We start from the raw sequence: 17,516 nt of genomic DNA, 5'->3' as shown, positions 1-17,516 counted from the left end.
CTGCCAGACTGAGAGGGTGAGCTTTCCCATGGACGGTTCCCTCGTGACGCCGGCTCAGGCCCGGGTGGATCTTTCGGCCATCGCGCACAACATCGCCGTGCTCCGCGGGCACGCCCCGGCCGCCGAGGTGATGGCCGTGGTGAAGGCCGACGCCTACGGCCACGGCCTGGTGCCCTGCGCGCGGGCCGCCCTCGCCGCCGGCGCCTCGCGCCTCGGCACCGCCTACATCCAGGAGGCCCTGGACCTGCGCGCCGCCGGCGTGACGGCGCCCATCCTCTCGTGGATCGTCACACCCGGCGAGCCCATCGACGACGCCGTGGCCGCCGCGGTCGACCTGTCGGCGGGCGCGGTCTGGCTGCTGGACGACATCGCGGCCTCGGCCCGCCGTGCCGAGCGCACGGCGCGCGTCCACCTCAAGATCGACACCGGCATGACGCGCGGCGGCGCGACCGCCGGCGGGTGGACGGCGCTGCTCGAGCGCGCCCTGGCCGCGCAGGCCGACGGCCTGATCGAGATCACCGGGCTGTGGTCGCATCTGGCCTGCGCGGACATCCCGGGGCATCCCTCCATCGAGCGCCAGCTCTCCGCGTTCGACGACGCGCTCGCCGTCGCCGAGAAGGCCGGGGTGGCCGGGCCGCGCGTCGTGCGCCACATCGCCAACTCGGCGGCCACGGTGAACATCCCTGAGGCCCACTACGACATGGTGCGGCCCGGTCTCGCGGTGTACGGGCTCAGTCCCATCCCCGAGCTCGGCGACTTCGGGCTGCGTCCGGCCATGACGCTCAGCGCCCGCCTCGCGATGGTCAAGCGGGTGCCGGCCGGCGCCGGCGTCTCCTACGGGCACCTCTACGTCACCGAGCGCGAGACCACGCTCGCGCTGGTCCCCCTCGGCTACGCCGACGGCGTGATGCGTGCGGCGTCCAATCGGGGGCAGGTATGGGCGGCGGGCCGGCGGCGCACCGTCGCGGGCCGGGTGTGCATGGACCAGTTCATGATCGACATCGGCGACGACCGCGCGAGCGAGGGCGACGAGGTCATCCTGTTCGGGCCAGGGACCGAAGGCGAGCCGACCGCGCAAGAGTGGGCCGATTCCCTCGGCACGATCACTCATGAGATCGTGACCAGGGTTGGTTCACGCGTGCCGCGCGTTCACCGGTAGAAGGAGGTCGTGCATGTCCACACGGCGCAGGGTCGGGATCGCCGGGGCGGTCTTCGGGACGGCGTCGGCGGGCCTCGCGGCGACGGCCCTGGCGAAGCGGTACATCGTGGGCCGCATCCGCCTGCGGCCCGACCTGGAGGTGAGCGAGCCGTTCGGCGAGTTGCGCGGACGCGGCACCACGGTCAAGACCTCCGACGGCATCGAGCTGTACGCCGAGGTCGACGGGCCCGATGACGCTCCGCTGACCGTCGTCTTCTGCCATGGGTACACGCTGAACCTCGACTCCTGGCACTACCAGCGGCGCGACCTGCGCGACCGCTACCGGATGGTCTTCTGGGACCAGCGGTGCCACGGGCGCTCGGCCCGCACCCCGGCGGAAGACTGCACCATCGACCGGCTCGGGGACGACCTGGCCGAGATCCTCAGGCAGCTGGTGCCGGGGCCGTGCGTGCTGGTCGGCCACTCGATGGGCGGCATGACGGTCATGGCGCTGGCCGACAGCCGTCCTGAGCTGTTCGGCGACAAGGTGCGCGGCGTCGCGCTGATCTCCACCTCGGCCGGCAGGCTCGCCGAGATCACCCTCGGCATGCCCGCGCTGATCTCGAAGGTCGTCCACTGGGTGGCGCCGCCGGCGGTGTCGGTGCTCGGCCGCCGCGCCGCGCTGATCGACCGGGGCAGGCAGGCCGGCAACGACGTGTCGTTCCTCGCCTTGCGCTACCTGGCGTTCGGCGACCCCTCCAACGTCAGCCCCACGGTGGTCGACTTCGCCGAGTCGATGATCCGTTCGACCCCGACCGACGTCATCGCCGACTTCTACCCGGCGCTGATGTCGCACGACAAGCTGGCCGCCCTCGATGTGATCGGCAAGGTGCCCGTCGAGGTCGTCGTCGGGGACAAAGACTGGCTGACCCCGCCCGACCACAGCAAGGCGATCAGCGCCACCGTGGCCTCCGCCCGGCTCACCGAGGTCCCCGGCACCTCCCACCTGGTCCTCATGGAGAAGCCGGCGATCGTCAACGAGGTGATCGGCGAGCTGCTCGAAAGGGTCGCCGAGGTCGACGAGTTCAAGGAGGCCCAGGCGGCTCCGAGCGCCGTGGCCGCCGCCGGCTCAGGGAAGTGCGAGGGGGCGGCCGTGAGCGAGGAGGGCGACGTGGACGAGAAGGAGGTCTCGTGACGGGCCCCATGAGATCCTGGACGGGCGACGCGGGCCGCTGAGGCGCGCGGCGTCACCCCTCTGGGGCCGGCCAGGCGAGCCCGCGGCGGACGCGCGGGGCGCGGCGGGGGCCCCTTCGAGTCCCATAGGCGATACGGGCCATCAGAGAGAGTTCGATGCACGGTTCGATGAGGCACGCGGTGGAGGAATCCCGATGAGGCGCGCGGCGACGACCGAGGACATGTGGGCGCTGGGCGACGAGATCGCGCGCCTGCTGCGCCCCGGCGACCTCGTGGTGCTGTCCGGCCCGCTGGGCGCGGGCAAGACCACTCTGGTGCAGGGCATCGCCGAAGGGCTCAAGGTCCGAGGCCCGATCACCTCGCCGACGTTCGTGATCGCCAGGGTCCATCCGTCCCTGGCCGGCGGGCCGGCGCTCGTCCACGCGGACGCCTACCGCCTCGGCGGCGCGCTGGAGGTCGACGACCTGGACCTCGACGCCTCCCTGGACGACTCGGTGACCGTGGTCGAGTGGGGGGAGGGCCTGGTGGAGGGCCTGGCCGACGACCGGCTCGAGATCTCCATCGAGCGCGGCGACGCCGGTGACGAGCGGCTGGTCCGCGTGCGCGGCGTCGGTCGGCGATGGAGCGACATGCCCGGCTCCCTCGATTGACCGCCCTTCCGCGATCTAGACCGGTAATCTAGCCAACCTTGACGCATGCCCCCGATGTTACGGATCATCGGAATGAAGATCGTTCCAATGGATTGCCGTTACTTTTCTGGGTATGCAGGTGGGGTAACGCCTCAGCGTGGTCATGTCGGGCGGGGTCGTATCGCAGGCGAAGTGGAGTGCGACGGTGCACAGGGTCGGGCAGGTCGCGTTAGCTGGAGCATTCCTACTCTTGGGTGGCGTCGCCTGCACGGCGCAGGCGCAGAGCGGCGGTGAAGCGGCGCCCACGCCGACGCCGTCCGTGAGCCGGCAGGACATCCGCGTGCAGCTCGTTCCCGCGCGGGTGCAGGGCGGGGCGACGCGGTCCATCCGCGTCCGGGCCTTCTGCCCCCTGCCGCAGGGGGGCACCGCCTACCGCGCCACCGCGCGGTCGGACGCGTTCACCGGCCTGGTCACCTTGACCCAGCCGCCCCCGGCCACCCCCGCCGTGTCGTCCACCCCGGTGACCGCGGTCGCGCCGCCGCCGGAGGTCCACGGATTCGCGCTCGTCGACGAGGACACCGACCCCGGGCAGTTCCAGGTCGAGGTCAAGTGCGAGGGCACCAACGACATCGGCAAGGCCACCCTCACCGTGGTCGCGCGGCCCCGAGCCACCCCGAACCCGACCCGCACCCGCATCGTGCCTTCCAGGGCGCCGCGCGCGGGCGGCGGCGGCACGGCGGCCGGCGGGCCGGCCGAGGAGCCCTCCGGCATCCCCGGCGGCGTGATCGCGGCCGGCCTCGTCGCGGCCCTGGCCGGTGGCATCGCCGTGGCGCGTCGCAGGTCGAAGGCCGGCTGAACCGGAAACCGGCGTCCCCTCGATGGCTGATTCCCCCAAGTGGCTGAAGGTCGTGGCGATCGGTTTCGTCATGGGCACGGTCATGTTCGCCCTCACCAACCGCGACAAGGACGTCGCCGCGCCCCGGCAGGCCGCCGTCCCCAAACGGCTCGACATTCCCTCGCTGAACCTCAAGGCGCCTCTCATGAAGCTCGGGCTCGGCGATGACGGCGAGGTCGAGCTGCCCCCGTTCGAGAAACCCGCGATGGCCGGATGGTTCGACCAGAGCGTCGTGCCGGGCGACTCCGGCGCCTCGGTGATCATCGGGCATGTGGACACCAAGACGGCCCCGGCCGTCTTCTACCGCCTCCGCGACGTCAAGAAGGGCGCCGTCGTAAAGATCCTCCGCAGCGACGGCAGGACCGCCACCTACAAGGTCGACTCCGTCGAACAGGTGGCCAAGAACGACTTCCCCGCACAGCGCGTCTACGTCGAAGACGGCCTCCGCCTGGTCACCTGCGGCGGAGCCTTCGACCGCAAGACCCACGAATACCTCGACAACATCATCGTCTACGCCTCCCGCCAGTCCCCCCGAGACACCCCCCTCAAAGCGCTCCCCGCCCCTGTCTCCTGACCCCCGGGCTTCCCGCCTCTCAAACCATCACCACTCCACCCCTCTTCTCGTGCCTGACCTGTGGATCTCCCTCAGGTCCTCCCCTGCCCCACCCTCGGCTCCTCGCTCCCCACCCGACCGCCTCCTCCACCCCCACGTGCTCGGGCGCGCCGGTTCCCTGACTGAGGAAGGAGGAAGTGCGAGGAACGAGCGCTTCCGAGTGACGAAGGAAGGGGACCGGCTCAAAGGCGCCCGAGCACCGCGCGAGCGGAGCGAGCGCCATGAGCACTGTGCTCGGGCGCGCCGGTGTCGTGACGAGGAGAGAGCGAGTGCGAGGGACGAGCGCTCGTGAACGACGAGGAAGGGCGCCGGCTCAAGGGCGCCTGAGCACTGCGGGAGCGGAGCGAGCGCCATGAGCACTGTGCTCGGGCGCGCCGGTGTCGTGACGAGGAGAGAGCGAGTGCGAGGGACGAGCGCTCGTGAACGACGAGGAAGGGCGCCGGCTCAAGGGCGCCTGAGCACCGCGCGAGCGGAGCGAGCGCAATCAAACACAGCTAGGCTTGATGTTCGTGCTGGTCTTGGCCTTCGATACCGCGACTCCGGCCGTCACGGCGGCGCTCCACGACGGCGAGCGGGTGCTCGCCGAGTCGACGACGATAGACGCGCGCCGTCATGGCGAGCTGCTGGTCCCGTCCGTGCGCGAGGTGTTGCGCGAGGCGGGCGTGTCGCTGCGCGAGGTGACGGCGATCGTCGCGGGGGCGGGCCCGGGGCCGTACACGGGTCTGCGCGTGGGGCTGATGACGGCGCAGGCGTTCGCCTCGACGAGCGGGGCCCCGGCGTACGGGGTGTGCACGCTGGACGCGCTGGCTTACGCGAGTGGCCTGGACGAGCCTTTCATCGTGGCCACCGACGCCCGCCGCAAGGAGGTCTTCTGGGGCCGCTATTCCGACATGCGCACGCGCGTGGCGGGGCCCTCGGTGGACCGTCCTCATGATGTGCCGGGCGGGCTCCCCGTGCTGGGGGCGGGCGCGCGCATGTACGCGGAGATCATGGGGGAGGCGCGGCTGGTTCAGGGCGCTCCCGAGTATCCGGCGGCGGGGGCGCTGGCCGCGCTGGCCGCCGAGATCCTGGCGTCCGGCGCCCCCGCGGACGGTGGCGTCCTGACGGCGCCGCGTCCGATCTACCTGCGCCGTCCGGACGCGCGGGTGCCCGGCCCGCCGAAGAAGGTCACCATATGACGAGCGCCGCGACGCTGCGTCAGATGACCGTGGGCGACCTGCCGGCGGTCTTGGCGATCGAACGCTCGACGTTCCCGTTCGACGCATGGAGCGAGGGCATGCTGCGAGGTGAGCTCGCCGACCAGCCGCGCACCCGGCACTACATCGTGGCCGTGGCCGATGGCGGCGAGGTCGTGGGGTACGCCGGGCTGGCCGCGGCGGGCGACCAGGCGGACGTTCAGACGATCGCCGTGAGCGCCGACCGGCAGCGGGCGGGCATCGGCAGCGCGATGTTGCGGGCTCTGCTCGACGAGGCGACGCGCCGGGGGGCGGAGGCGGTGTTCCTCGAGGTGCGGGCGGACAATCCGCCCGCGCAGACGATGTACGAGCGTTTCGGGTTCGAGCGCATCGGGCTGCGGCGCGAGTACTACGACGACGGAACCGACGCGATCATGATGATGAGAAAGCTGGACGAGGCGGAGAACGCTGATGGCTGACGAACCTTTGGTCCTCGGCATCGAGACCTCCTGCGACGAGACGGGTGTCGGCATCGTCCAGGGGAACACGCTGCTGGCGAACACCGTCGCTTCGAGCGTCGAGGAGCACGCGCGGTTCGGCGGCGTCGTGCCCGAGGTCGCCTCGCGCGCCCACCTTGAGGCGATGACGCCGACCGTCGAGCGCGCCCTCGAGCAGGCGGGGCTGCGGTTCTCCGACATCGACGCCGTGGCCGTGACGGCCGGTCCGGGGCTGGCGGGTGCGCTGCTGGTGGGGGTCGCGGCGGCCAAGGCGTACGCGCTGGGGCTCGGGGTGCCGTTGTACGGGGTGAACCATCTGGCCGCGCACGTGGCGGTGGACCAGCTGGAGCACGGCCCGCTGCCCAAGCCGTCGATCGCGATGCTGGTGTCGGGCGGTCACTCGTCGCTGCTGCTGGTGCCGGACGTGGCCAAGGACGTGATCTCCCTCGGCTCGACGGTGGACGACGCGGCGGGCGAGGCGTTCGACAAGGTGGCCAGGGTGCTCGGCCTGCCCTTCCCGGGCGGCCCGCACATCGACCGTGCCGCCGTCCAGGGGTCGGGCACGGCCGTCGCCTTCCCGCGCGGCAAGTACGACGACGGCACGCTCGACTTCTCGTTCTCGGGGCTGAAGACGGCCGTCGCGCGCTGGGTGGAGGCCAAGGAGCGCGCGGGCGAGCCGGTGCCCGTGGCGGACGTGGCGGCGTCCTTCCAGGAGGCCGTGGTGGACGTGCTCACGCGCAAGGCGTTGCAGGCGTGCCGGCGGTACGACGTGAAGGACCTGCTGATCGGGGGCGGGGTGGCCGCGAACTCGCGGCTGCGCGCTCTGGCGCAGGAGCGGTGCGACGCGGCGGGGGTGCGCCTGCGCGTGCCGCGGCCGGGGTTGTGCACCGACAACGGCGCGATGATCGCGGCCCTCGGGTCCGAGCTGGTGGCGGCGGGCGTGGAACCGTCGCCTCTGGACATCCCCGCCGACTCCTCGCTTCCCGTCACCGCCATCCACGTCTGACGGCGGGGACGCGGCCGGGCGCGTTCAGTCTTTGGGGGCGCGGGCGGGGCGCAGGAGCGCCTCGGCGAGGGCCAGCATGGTCTCCTCCAGCGCTCCGAGCCTGCGGGTGAGGTCGCTGTGCGTGGGCTGGACGATCTGGTCGACGGTCTCTGAGAGCTGGTCGCGGTCGGGGCGGGCGCGCACGAGTTCGGCCAGGGGCGGCAGGGCGGCCGCGGCCTCGGCGAGCCGCTCGCCGAGCGTGTCGAACCGCTTGCCCTGGCCGTCGGTCTGGGCGCTGATGAGCTCGCCGACGCGCTTGTGGACCTCGCCGACCTCCAGCAGGGCGGGCAGCTGCCCGACGCGCTGGTTGACGGCCTCGACGCGGTCGTCGACCATCTCCAGCCGCTCGTTGACGTCCTCGAAGCCGGCGTCGATGGCGCCGAGGCGTTCGTCCTGCCTGGACAGGCGGTCGTCCACGCCGGTCACGTGCTGGTCGAGGGCGGTCAGCCGGCCGTCGGTATCGGTGAGCTGCTGCTGGATGCCTGTGGCCTGGCCCGCGAGGCCGGTGAGGCAGGACTGGGCCGTCTCGATGCGTCCGTCGATGCTCTGCAGGCGGACGTCGACGGTCTCCAGGCGTCCTTCGGCCGCGCCGACATGGCTGTCCACCGCGTCGAATCGACCCGTGAGGCCGGCCACGCGGCCGTCGGTGGCCTCCACCCGGGCCGCGACGGCCTCCAGGTGCCCGGCGGCGCCGTCCATCCGGTCGTCGAGGCCGGTCAGCCGGTCGCTCACGGCCTCCAGCCGCCCGTCCACGGCCCGCACCCCTTCGTCCACGGTCGCGAGTCGCTCTGCGACGCCTTCCAGCCGCCCGCCGAGGGCCTCCAGCCCGTCGCCGGTGCCCGCGAGACCGCCCTCGACGCCCTCCAGGCGGGTGGTGAGCCGGCTCTCGGTCTCGGCCAGCTGGGCGGTCATGCCGTCGATCTTGCCGGTGAGCTGCTCGATGGACCCGCTGAGGCGCTGGACGGCCGACGAGAGGGTGTCCTCCAGGCCCTCGGTGAGGTCGAGGACGCTGCCCTCGACCCGCTCGGTGCGCTGCGTGAGGTCGAGCAGCGCCTTGTCGACCCGGGTGAACCGGCCCCCCGCGGCCTCCATGCTCGTGCCGAGCTGGGCGAGCCGCCTGGTCAGCTCGGCCACGCCTTCGGGCACGCCCTGGACGCCGTCGAGGACGGCCTGGACGCGCTTGAGGGACTCGGCGACGCCCTCGCGCACCGTGCCGAGCTCGGTCCACAGGCCGGGAAGCTCGGCGATGGGTTTGACGCGGTCGCTCACGGCCTCGATGCGGTCGCCGAGCCCCGCGAGGCGGTTGCCCACGCCGTCGACGCGGTCGCGGACGATCTCGACGTGCTGGGCCAGGCCCTCCGCCCATGCCGGAGGCCGGGTGGCGAGCTCGCCGAGCCGGCCGTTGACCCCTTCGAGCGCACCGCTCAGCCCGCCCAGCTCGCGCTCGCGGACCTCGCGCAGCAGCCACTCCATGCCTTCGAGGCGCTGCCGGATCTCGTCCAGCACCGCGCCCTGGGTGCGCTGCTCGTAGACGTGGTCCTGCGCGGCCCTGGCGAGCAGCTCGCGCATGCGGTCGGAGATGGCGGTCTGGCTTCCAGCCTGGAGGAGGGTGTGGTTGGAGTGATCCACCGGAAGCTCCTTCACTCGCGGGCGTTCGGCCGCACGGCGGTGGGGTCGGGGCGGTCGTCTTGCGTGGCGAATCAGGCGGGTGAACCATCAATGAGGCAGAATCCCGCGCGCTGGCCAACTGTAGTGCTTCGGCGGGAGAATTTCGGGGCCGACTTTAAAACATCGTGATATCGCCAGATTGCCCCGATTTGATGGGTGAACACGCGTCGGCGCAGGTCAGGACGGGTCACAAATGTATGCGAAAGGACGCTCGCCGATGCGGGTGAGTACCACAACACACGACTTGTCCCCGGAAAGGTGCAGATCTTTTCGCAAGCGTTCCAAATCGAGCGCCGAGCCGCGTTTCTTCAACGTCACGGTGCCGACGCGGCGTTCGCGGAGCGCGGCGCGCAGGCGTTTCAGCGAGAAAGGCAGCGTCTCCAGAACCTCGTACCGCGAGGCCCATGGTGTGCTCGCGGGGACGTCTCCGGTGATGTAGGCGATCTGGGGGTCGAGCAGGCGGCCGGACACCTGGGCGGCCACCTCGGCCACGAGATGCGCCCTGATCGCGGCGCCGTCCGGTTCGTACAGATATCGCCCCACCGGCCCATGGTCGGGGGGCCCGAGGGCCGGGTCGGCGGTCAACGTGTGCCCCGAAGGCAGCAACGTGGCGCTGCGGCGCGGCGCCCCCGCCGCGCCGCCCTCCGCGGGGCCGCCCTCGGTGAAGGCGCCCGTCCACAGAACGGCCTCCTTGACCTCGCCGCGGTAGGACACCCATTCGGCTTCGGCGCCCGCGGGGATGAACTCGTACGGGATGCCCGGCGCGACCTTCAGGCAGGCGGCGCGGGCCCGCGCCACCATGTCGAGCACCGTCGGCCACGGCGGCGAGTAGGCCATCGGGTCGAAGACCCGCCTGCCGGTGGACCGACGGCCCGGGTCGGCGAACAGCACGTCGTAGGCCTCAGGGCCGGTCTCGGCCGCGTCGGCGGCGCGCACGGTGACGCGGCCGCCGAGGTCCAGCGCCACGGCGTTCGCCCGCGCGACCTCGACGGTGAGCGGGTCGAGGTCCACGGCGTCGACTTCGCACCCGGCGCGGGCCAGGGCGATCAGGTCGCCGCCGATGCCGCAGCAGGCGTCCACGACGCGCGCGCCGGGGGCGAACCGGCGGGCGCGGTGGGCGGCCACCTCCGTGCGCGTGGCCTGCTCCAGCCCGTCGGGGGTGAAGTACATGCGCGCGGCGTCCTGCCCGAACTTGACGGCGCCTCGCGCCCGGAGGCGGGCCTGGGTGAGCGCGGCCGCGGCGAGCGGGGCGTCGTAGGTCTTCCTGAGCCGGGTCGCCGCCGCCACCGGGTCTGTGCCGTCCGTCACAGCGCCCACGGCCTCGCCGAGGGCCTTCTGCCCGCGAGGGGTCAGCAATTCGCGGAAGGCGTAGAGGTCCACGTCTCCCGACGCTATCGCGGGCGCCGCGGCCGTGACGCACCACTCCGCCATCACGCGAGGCCACCCCCATAGGCGGACAATTCGGGCGAGTCGCACGGTGGTCGACGGCCGTACTGACCTGGGACGGCCTGTCCGTGTTGACTGCGTCGGCGGCCTTGCATACTGTTCAGTGTTGGCACTCGCCTAGTGAGAGTGCCAACTAAAAATGCGACGAGGCAGGTCTGACACCCGCGACGGCAGGCCGCTGGTCGCCTCTTCAGCTCATCATCACAATCTGAAGGGGAGGTCCGATCGTGACGACCGCCACCAAGGTTCCCGTTAAGCCGCTCGGCGACCGCATTGTGGTCCAGCCGCTTGAGGCCGAGCAGACGACCGCTTCCGGTCTGGTCATCCCGGACACCGCAAAGGAGAAGCCGCAGGAGGGCAAGGTCCTCGCGGTGGGCCCCGGCAACTGGGACGAGGACGGCGAGAAGCGCATCCCGCTCGACGTCAAGGAAGGGGACGTCGTCCTCTACAGCAAGTACGGCGGTACCGAGGTCAAGTACGGCGGCGAGGAGTACCTCGTGCTCTCCGCCCGTGACGTTCTCGCGATCATCGAGAAGTAAGACCCCGGGCGCGTAAGCGACCACCTGTACGGAGCCTTACCGAAAATGCGTGTCAAGCCCCGGGCCCTTAGCTGAGGCCCGGGGCCTTGATGCTGGGAGGACTTAAATGCCCAAGATCTTGGAGTTCGAGGAGGACGCGCGGCGCGCTCTTGAGCGCGGCGTGAACGCCCTCGCGGACGCCGTGAAGGTGACCCTCGGGCCGCGAGGCCGCAACGTCGTCATCGACAAGAAGTTCGGTGCGCCGACCATCACCAACGACGGCGTCACCATCGCCCGTGAGGTCGAGCTCGACAGGCCGTACGAGAACCTCGGCGCCCAGCTCGCCAAAGAAGTGGCGACGAAGACCAACGACATCGCGGGTGACGGCACCACGACCGCCACCGTGCTCGCCCAGGCGATGGTCCGCGAGGGCCTGCGCAACGTCGCCGCCGGCGCCTCGCCGCTGTCGCTCAAGCGTGGCATCGACCTGGCGGCCCGCGCCGTCAGCGACCGCCTCCTCGAGCTGTCCCGCCCCGTCGAGGACAAGCAGGAGATCGCCAATGTGGCGACGATCTCCGCGCAGGACGCCAAGATCGGCGAGCTGATCGCCGAGGCGTTCGACAAGGTGGGCAAGGACGGTGTGATCACCGTCGAAGAGTCCAACACCATGGGCCTGGAGCTGGAGTTCACCGAAGGCCTCCAGTTCGACAAGGGTTACCTGTCGCCGTACATGGTGACCGACCAGGAGCGCATGGAAGCGGTCCTCGAGGACGCCTACGTCCTGCTCACCCAGAGCAAGATCTCCTCGATCGCCGACTTCCTGCCGCTGCTCGAGAAGGTCGCCCAGACCAAGAAGCCGCTGTTCGTGGTCGCGGAGGACGTCGAGGGCGAGGCCCTGGCCGTCCTGGTCACCAACAAGATCCGCGGCACGTTCACCTCGGTCGCCGTCAAGGCGCCCGGCTTCGGTGACCGCCGCAAGGCCATGCTGCAGGACATCGCGATCCTGACCGGTGGCCAGCTGATCTCCGAGGAGCTCGGCCTCACGCTCGCCAACGCCGGCACCGAGGTGCTCGGCACGGCCCGCCGCATCGTCGTCACCAAGGACAGCGCGACCATCGTCGACGGCGCCGGTGACGCTCAGGCGATCCAGGACCGCGTCCGCGAGATCCAGCACGCCATCGAGCAGACCGACTCCGACTGGGACCGCGAGAAGCTCCAGGAGCGCCTCGCCAAGCTGTCCGGCGGCATCTGCATCCTGCGCGTCGGCGCGGCCACCGAGGTGGAGCTCAAGGAGAAGAAGCACCGCCTTGAGGACGCCATCTCCGCGACCCGCGCCGCGATCGAGGAGGGCATCGTCTCCGGCGGTGGCTCCGCGCTCGTGCACCTCGCCAAGGACCTCGACGACCTCGGCCTGACCGGCGACGAGGCGACCGGCGTCTCCATCGTCCGCCGTGCGCTCGTCGAGCCGGCCCGCTGGATCGCCGAGAACGCCGGCCTCGAGGGGTACGTCGTCACGGCGAAGACCGGTGAGCTGCCCGTCGGCCACGGCCTCAACGCCGCGACCGGCTCCTACGGCGATCTGATCGCCGACGGCGTCATCGACCCGGTCAAGGTCACCCGCTCGGCCGTGCAGAACGCCGCGTCCATCGCCGGCATGCTGCTCACAACCGAGGTCCTCGTGGTCGACAAGCCCGAGGAGGAGGCTCCGGCCGCCGGGGGGCAGGGTCACGGTCACGGTCACGGCCACTGACCCGACCATTCGATCGAAGCACGGCCCCCGCCGCAGGGCGGGGGCCGTGTTTTTTTGTATCGAAACGATTTTGCCGCCGCTGATTCGACCGGGAAGGTAAACCGACCGGTGCGGCGAGGCGTCAGACGCGCCGCCCCGCGGGCCTGCGGAGCTGGTGCGACATCTAACGAATATCCAGCGAATTCGGGTCGCGAGTGAAATATACAAACACCACTGTGTTCGCTCGATTACTCTGCGTTATCGACGCGTCAATGTGACCAATCCGTATCCGTTCACTATGACGACATGCGCGATCGCGGCGGGCATCATGCCTAACGTGACCGAGGGACGCGTCGCCGACGCCAAAACTGGGGTAAGGCTTGCGACGAGATCGGACGAGTCCGACCTCAGGGATCTGACGATCCTTGCCGTGCAAGGGGATCGCGCCGCGATCGAATCACTGCTCGGGCAACTGCGCCCGATGGTGGTGCGCTATTGCCGTGCTCGACTGGGCCGGGTGTCCGGCCACTATCACATAGCCGACGACGTGGCCCAGGAAGTGTGCATCGCGGTGCTCGCCGCTCTGCCGCGCTACCGCGACATGGGGCGTCCGTTCGCGTCGTTCGTCTTCGGCATCGCATCGCACAAGGTGGCGGACGCGCTTCGCAGTTCGGTGCGTTCCGCCGTGCCCACTCAGGACCTGCCGGACGGTCCCGACCAGGGACCGGGGCCCGAAGAGACCGTGGTGCGCTACATCGAGGCCGAGCACGCCCGCGCGCTGCTCTCGCGCCTTCCGGACAACCAGCGCGAGCTGATCATTCTGCGGGTGGTGTCGGGACTCTCCGCCGAGGAGACCGGTAACGTACTCGGTATGTCACCAGGTGCGGTTCGCGTCGCCCAGCATCGGGCGCTGGCCAGGTTGCGGGCGATGGCCGACATGGAGTCGATAGCTTGACCGCCCTCCATCCGGCCCGTTCCCTTCGAAAACGCGGGTCCGACATCGACCCGGACGTGCTCAGGACGGACGCGATCATCGACGCGCTCGCCGGGCGGCGGCCCCTCGGCGATCATGACGACCCTGTGGTGAGCCTGCTGCGGGCGCTCGCCCGCGACGTCGATCAGCGGCTCTCTTCGGTGTCGATCACCCCGTCGACGTAGCCTCTGGCGTACTCCCAGCTCACGTAGTCGGCAGGGTCGGGGGCGAAGGCCGGCTCGTGCACCTGAGGGCGGCCGTGGTCGATCATCTGCCGCAGGTTGCCTCGCAGCAGATCCCAGTCGAAGTAGTGCCGTTCACCGCACTCGGGGCAGTCGAGGACCAGCCCGAGCACTCCCTGAGGCTCAAGAAGCGAGCGGAAGACCTCTACGTCGGCGAGGTCAGTGAGCGCCTCGTCGCGCTCGGCCATGGTCAGCGGCTCGGAGTCGTCGAGATCGCCGAGAACCGAGGCAGGGTCGTTGGGGTCTTCCGCGAAGGGGTCGCGGGGGACGTCTTCCAGCACGCATTCCACCTTATGACCCCCACCTACCTTGATGAGGGCAAGTGGCGGGGATGCCCAGCGCGCCCGCGGATCTCGGCACGCCTCTGCCTGCTCCCGTGTCCCTGCCGCCACATGGCGGGGGACGACGGCGAGGGCTGCGGCCCGGCCGTCCGGAAACCGGGCTCCTCCAGCGGGGGGACGCTTTCCTCCGCCGGCCACGGCTTTCGCGGCCGCCGGGAAGCACGGCGCCTCGTGGCGCGTTGTCCACAGCGGTCACGGGGTCAGAAAATTCTGCCCTGATTAGTCCGCAAGAGTCACCTGGCACATGATTTCGGCCGGTTCCTCCGTAGGGGGTACCGGAAATCCGGCATCTCCATGCGATTCGCCGCCGGATCCGCCCGGTTCCACCGGTGCCGGAGATCGTTCACGGCAACGGAGGGCGTCGGGACCTCCCGGCCGTCCACAGCCGCGCCGGCCGGATTCCCCCGGCCGCGGTCGATCTCCGGGAGATCTCCGCTGGTCGTCCACAGGCCTGCGGAGCCGGAGATGAGCGGACCACTAAACTGACCGCAGGGGGCCGGCGCCTTTCCCCATCTTGAGAGCGCCATGGCAGGAGGGTTGCAGATGGCCAAGTTCACCGAGCCGGGGCTCACGTTCGACGACGTGCTTCTGGTGCCCGCGTATTCCGATCTGCAACCGGGCGACGCCGACACCACCACCCGCCTGTCACGGTCGATCACTTTGCGCATCCCCCTGGTGTCGGCCGCGATGGACACCGTCACCGAGGCGCGCATGGCCGTGGCCATGGCGCGTCAGGGCGGCATCGGCATCCTGCACCGCAACCTGTCCATCGAAGAGCAGGCCTCACAGGCCGACCTCGTCAAGCGCTCCGAGGCCGGCATGGTCACCAACCCGGTGACCTGCTCGCCCGACGCCACCCTCGCCGACGTCGAGCAGCTCTGCGCCCGATACCGCATCTCCGGTGTGCCGGTCACCGACCGCAGCGGCGTCCTCGTCGGCATCGTCACCAACCGCGACATGCGGTTCGAGACCGATCAGAGCCGCTCCGTGCGCGAGGTCATGACCCCGATGCCCCTGGTCACCGCGCCGGTCGGGGTGTCGCGTGACGAGGCGTTCCGCCTGCTGTGGCAGAACAAGGTCGAGAAGCTCCCCCTCGTCGACACCGACGGCAGGCTGCGCGGCCTCATCACGGTCAAAGACTTCACCAAGAGCGAGCAATATCCACTCGCCACCAAAGACGCGGGCGGCCGTCTGGTCGTCGGCGCGGCGGTCGGCGTCGCCGGTGACGCCGAGCAGCGCGCCATGGCGCTCATCGAGGCGGGCGTCGACGTGATCATCGTCGACACCGCCCACGGCCACTCCCGCGGGGTGTGCGACATGATCGCCAAGATCAAGGCCAACGGCCGGGTCGACGTCGTCGGCGGCAACGTCGCCACCCGCGCCGGCGCCCAGGCGCTCATCGACGCCGGCGCCGACGCCGTCAAGGTCGGCGTGGGCCCGGGCTCCATCTGCACGACCCGCGTGGTGGCCGGGGTGGGCGCCCCGCAGGTCACGGCCATCCACGAGGCGTCGCTCGCGTGCGTCCCCGCCGGCGTGCCGGTGATCGGCGACGGCGGCCTGCAGTACTCCGGCGACATCGTCAAGGCCCTGGCCGCCGGAGCCAACACCGTCATGCTCGGCTCTCTGCTCGCCGGCTGCGAAGAGTCTCCCGGTGAGCTGATCTTCATCAACGGCAAGCAGTTCAAGTCCTACCGCGGCATGGGCTCGCTCGGCGCCGTCCGCAACCGCGAGCGCGGCGGCTCCTTCAGCAAAGACCGCTACTCGCAGGAGAACGTCACCAGCGAGGACAAGTACATCCCCGAGGGCATCGAGGGCCAGGTGCCCTACCGCGGCCCGGTGGCGGCGGTGGCCCACCAGCTCGTCGGCGGCCTGCGCCAGGGCATGTGGTACACCGGGTCCCGCACCGTCGACGATCTCCACGCGAACGGCCAGCTGATGCCCATCACCTCGGCCGGGCTCAGCGAGAGCCACCCCCACGACATCCAGATGACGGTCGAGGCCCCCAACTACCACGGCCGCTGACCGCGCCACCGCCCCGGCCCGCAGGCCGGACGGGGGCACGAAAGATGCGGCGCGCACCGGTGACGCGGCGCGCCGCACGAAGGGCGTGGCGCGTATCGGTGACGGGGCGCGTCTCATGAAGGGTGCGGCGCGCATGGGTTGCGCGGCGCGCGAGGGTATCGACCTACGACCACAGCGGCTTCACCGAGGGACGGGAACGACAAGAGCATGAGTCAGGTAGAGATCGGGCGTGGCAAGAGCGGTCGCCGCGGTTACGCGCTTGACGAGATCGGCATCGTGCCCTCACGGCGCACGCGCGATCCCGAGGAGGTCTCCATCGCCTGGCAGATCGACGCCTACCGCTTCGACCTGCCCGTCGTGGTGAGCCCCATGGACAGCGTCGTCTCGCCCAAGACGGCCATCGAGATCGGGCGCCTCGGCGGGCTCGCCGTCCTCGACCTCGAAGGCCTGTGGACCCGGTACGAAGACCCGGCGCCGCTGCTGTCGGAGGTCGCCGAGCTGCGCGGCGAGGCCGCGACCAAGCGCCTCCAAGAGATCTACAACGCGCCGATCAGCGACGAGCTGATCGGCCGCCGCATCGAAGAGATCAGGTCCGCGGGCGTCACCACCGCGGCGCGGCTGTCCCCTCAGCGCACCGCCCAGCACTACAAGGCGGTGATCGACGCCGGCGCCGACATCTTCGTCATCCGCGGCACCACGGTCTCGGCCGAGCACGTCTCGGGCCGGGCCGAGCCGCTCAACCTCAAGCAGTTCATCTACGAGCTGGACGTTCCGGTCATCGTCGGCGGCTGCGCCACCTACACCGCCGCCCTCCACCTGATGCGCACCGGCGCCGCGGGCGTGCTGGTCGGGTTCGGCGGCGGCTCAGGCCACACCACCCACACCGTGCTCGGCGTGGCGGTGCCGATGGCGACCGCGATCGGCGACGTCGCGGCGGCACGCCGCGACTACCTCGACGAGTCCGGCGGCCGCTACGTCCACGTCATCGCCGACGGCGGCATGACCAGCTCCGGCGACATCGCCAAGGCCATCGCCTGCGGCTCCGACGCCGTCATGGTCGGCTCGCCGCTGGCCAGGGCCGCCGAGGCTCCGGGACGCGGTCACCACTGGGGCTCTGAGGCCCACCACGGCGAGCTGCCGCGCGGCGCCCGGGTCGAGGTCGGCACCATCGGCACCCTGGAGCAGATCCTGCACGGCCCCTCCACCGTCGCCGACGGCTCGATGAACCTGATGGGCGCCCTCCGCCGCACCATGGCCACCGCCGGCTACTCCGACCTCAAAGAGTTCCAGCGCGTGGAGGTCGTGGTCGCTCCCCACGTCTCCTGAGCCCGAACCGTCCTCGGGCGTCTTCGCCCTGCCGTCTCGGACGGCAGGGGGCCCGGTGGAGGATC

At 70.9% G+C, this 17,516-nt stretch carries 17 protein-coding genes; 14 read left to right on the top strand and 3 right to left on the bottom strand.

Features of this window, described 5'->3' with window-relative positions; translation table 11 throughout:
* Positions 1-28: 28 nt before the first annotated feature.
* The 8 genes from alr (at position 29) to tsaD (ending at position 7,147) form a co-directional block, all read left to right on the top strand.
* Positions 29-1,159, top strand: coding sequence for an alanine racemase (gene alr / locus ACFO60_RS30550; RefSeq protein ID WP_380847111.1), 1,131 nt, complete (start codon positions 29-31; stop codon positions 1,157-1,159).
* Positions 1,160-1,172: 13 nt separating this feature from the next.
* Positions 1,173-2,333: an alpha/beta fold hydrolase gene (locus tag ACFO60_RS30545; protein WP_380847108.1), complete on the top strand. Its 1,161-nt coding sequence runs from the start codon at positions 1,173-1,175 to the stop codon at positions 2,331-2,333.
* A gap of 193 nt (positions 2,334-2,526) precedes the next feature.
* A complete protein-coding gene (gene tsaE / locus ACFO60_RS30540; protein ID WP_380847105.1) occupies positions 2,527-2,982 on the top strand; it encodes a tRNA (adenosine(37)-N6)-threonylcarbamoyltransferase complex ATPase subunit type 1 TsaE in 456 nt (151 codons plus the stop codon).
* A gap of 319 nt (positions 2,983-3,301) precedes the next feature.
* The gene (locus ACFO60_RS30535) at positions 3,302-3,817 is read left to right on the top strand and encodes a hypothetical protein (protein ID WP_380847102.1); all 516 of its coding nucleotides are present in this window, start codon (positions 3,302-3,304) and stop codon (positions 3,815-3,817) included.
* A gap of 22 nt (positions 3,818-3,839) precedes the next feature.
* Positions 3,840-4,430, top strand: a complete 591-nt coding sequence (locus tag ACFO60_RS30530) for a class F sortase (protein WP_380847099.1) — start codon at positions 3,840-3,842, stop codon at positions 4,428-4,430.
* A 548-nt stretch (positions 4,431-4,978) separates the two neighbouring features.
* Positions 4,979-5,647: a tRNA (adenosine(37)-N6)-threonylcarbamoyltransferase complex dimerization subunit type 1 TsaB gene (tsaB, locus tag ACFO60_RS30525; protein ID WP_380847096.1), complete on the top strand. Its 669-nt coding sequence runs from the start codon at positions 4,979-4,981 to the stop codon at positions 5,645-5,647.
* On the top strand, positions 5,644-6,123 hold the full coding sequence (gene rimI / locus ACFO60_RS30520) for a ribosomal protein S18-alanine N-acetyltransferase (RefSeq protein ID WP_380847093.1): 480 nt from the start codon (positions 5,644-5,646) through the stop codon (positions 6,121-6,123). The genes tsaB and rimI overlap by 4 nt, the downstream gene beginning before the upstream one ends.
* A complete protein-coding gene (tsaD, locus tag ACFO60_RS30515; RefSeq protein ID WP_380847090.1) occupies positions 6,116-7,147 on the top strand; it encodes a tRNA (adenosine(37)-N6)-threonylcarbamoyltransferase complex transferase subunit TsaD in 1,032 nt (343 codons plus the stop codon). Before rimI ends, tsaD begins: the two co-directional genes overlap by 8 nt.
* A 24-nt stretch (positions 7,148-7,171) precedes the next feature.
* On the opposite strand, the gene ACFO60_RS30510 is transcribed toward tsaD, so the two are convergent.
* Both ACFO60_RS30510 and ACFO60_RS30505 read right to left on the bottom strand, forming a co-directional pair.
* Entirely contained in the window at positions 7,172-8,815 is a 1,644-nt protein-coding gene (locus ACFO60_RS30510) for a coiled-coil domain-containing protein (protein WP_380847087.1), read from the bottom strand.
* 216 nt (positions 8,816-9,031) lie between these two features.
* Positions 9,032-10,234 (bottom strand): class I SAM-dependent methyltransferase, encoded by a 1,203-nt coding sequence (locus ACFO60_RS30505; protein ID WP_380847084.1) that lies wholly within the window; start codon positions 10,232-10,234, stop codon positions 9,032-9,034.
* 293 nt (positions 10,235-10,527) lie between these two features.
* Here ACFO60_RS30505 and groES point away from each other — a divergent pair, with 293 nt between their 5' ends.
* The 4 genes from groES (at position 10,528) to ACFO60_RS30485 (ending at position 13,705) form a co-directional block, all read left to right on the top strand.
* Positions 10,528-10,839 carry a co-chaperone GroES gene (groES, locus tag ACFO60_RS30500; protein ID WP_055482820.1) on the top strand — a complete coding sequence of 104 codons (312 nt, stop codon included), beginning with the start codon at positions 10,528-10,530 and terminating at the stop codon, positions 10,837-10,839.
* A 106-nt stretch (positions 10,840-10,945) separates the two neighbouring features.
* A complete protein-coding gene (groL, locus tag ACFO60_RS30495; RefSeq protein WP_380847081.1) occupies positions 10,946-12,568 on the top strand; it encodes a chaperonin GroEL in 1,623 nt (540 codons plus the stop codon).
* Between the two features lie 307 nt (positions 12,569-12,875).
* Entirely contained in the window at positions 12,876-13,502 is a 627-nt protein-coding gene (locus ACFO60_RS30490) for a sigma-70 family RNA polymerase sigma factor (protein WP_380847244.1), read from the top strand.
* Positions 13,499-13,705: a hypothetical protein gene (locus ACFO60_RS30485; RefSeq protein ID WP_380847078.1), complete on the top strand. Its 207-nt coding sequence runs from the start codon at positions 13,499-13,501 to the stop codon at positions 13,703-13,705. The genes ACFO60_RS30490 and ACFO60_RS30485 overlap by 4 nt, the downstream gene beginning before the upstream one ends.
* On the opposite strand, the gene ACFO60_RS30480 is transcribed toward ACFO60_RS30485, so the two are convergent.
* Entirely contained in the window at positions 13,666-14,043 is a 378-nt protein-coding gene (locus ACFO60_RS30480; RefSeq protein WP_380847075.1) for a DUF5319 domain-containing protein, read from the bottom strand. The genes ACFO60_RS30485 and ACFO60_RS30480 overlap by 40 nt on opposite strands.
* A gap of 603 nt (positions 14,044-14,646) precedes the next feature.
* Between ACFO60_RS30480 and guaB the strand changes: the two genes are divergently transcribed.
* Both guaB and ACFO60_RS30470 read left to right on the top strand, forming a co-directional pair.
* Positions 14,647-16,125: an IMP dehydrogenase gene (gene guaB / locus ACFO60_RS30475; RefSeq protein WP_380847072.1), complete on the top strand. Its 1,479-nt coding sequence runs from the start codon at positions 14,647-14,649 to the stop codon at positions 16,123-16,125.
* A 207-nt stretch (positions 16,126-16,332) separates the two neighbouring features.
* Entirely contained in the window at positions 16,333-17,451 is a 1,119-nt protein-coding gene (locus ACFO60_RS30470) for a GuaB3 family IMP dehydrogenase-related protein (RefSeq protein WP_380847069.1), read from the top strand.
* The last annotated feature ends 65 nt before the right edge of the window (positions 17,452-17,516 follow it).

It is taken from the genome of Sphaerisporangium dianthi (assembly GCF_042654065.1).
Classification (GTDB): domain Bacteria; phylum Actinomycetota; class Actinomycetes; order Streptosporangiales; family Streptosporangiaceae; genus Sphaerisporangium; species Sphaerisporangium dianthi.
This window is presented reverse-complemented; position numbering and strand designations above follow the sequence as displayed.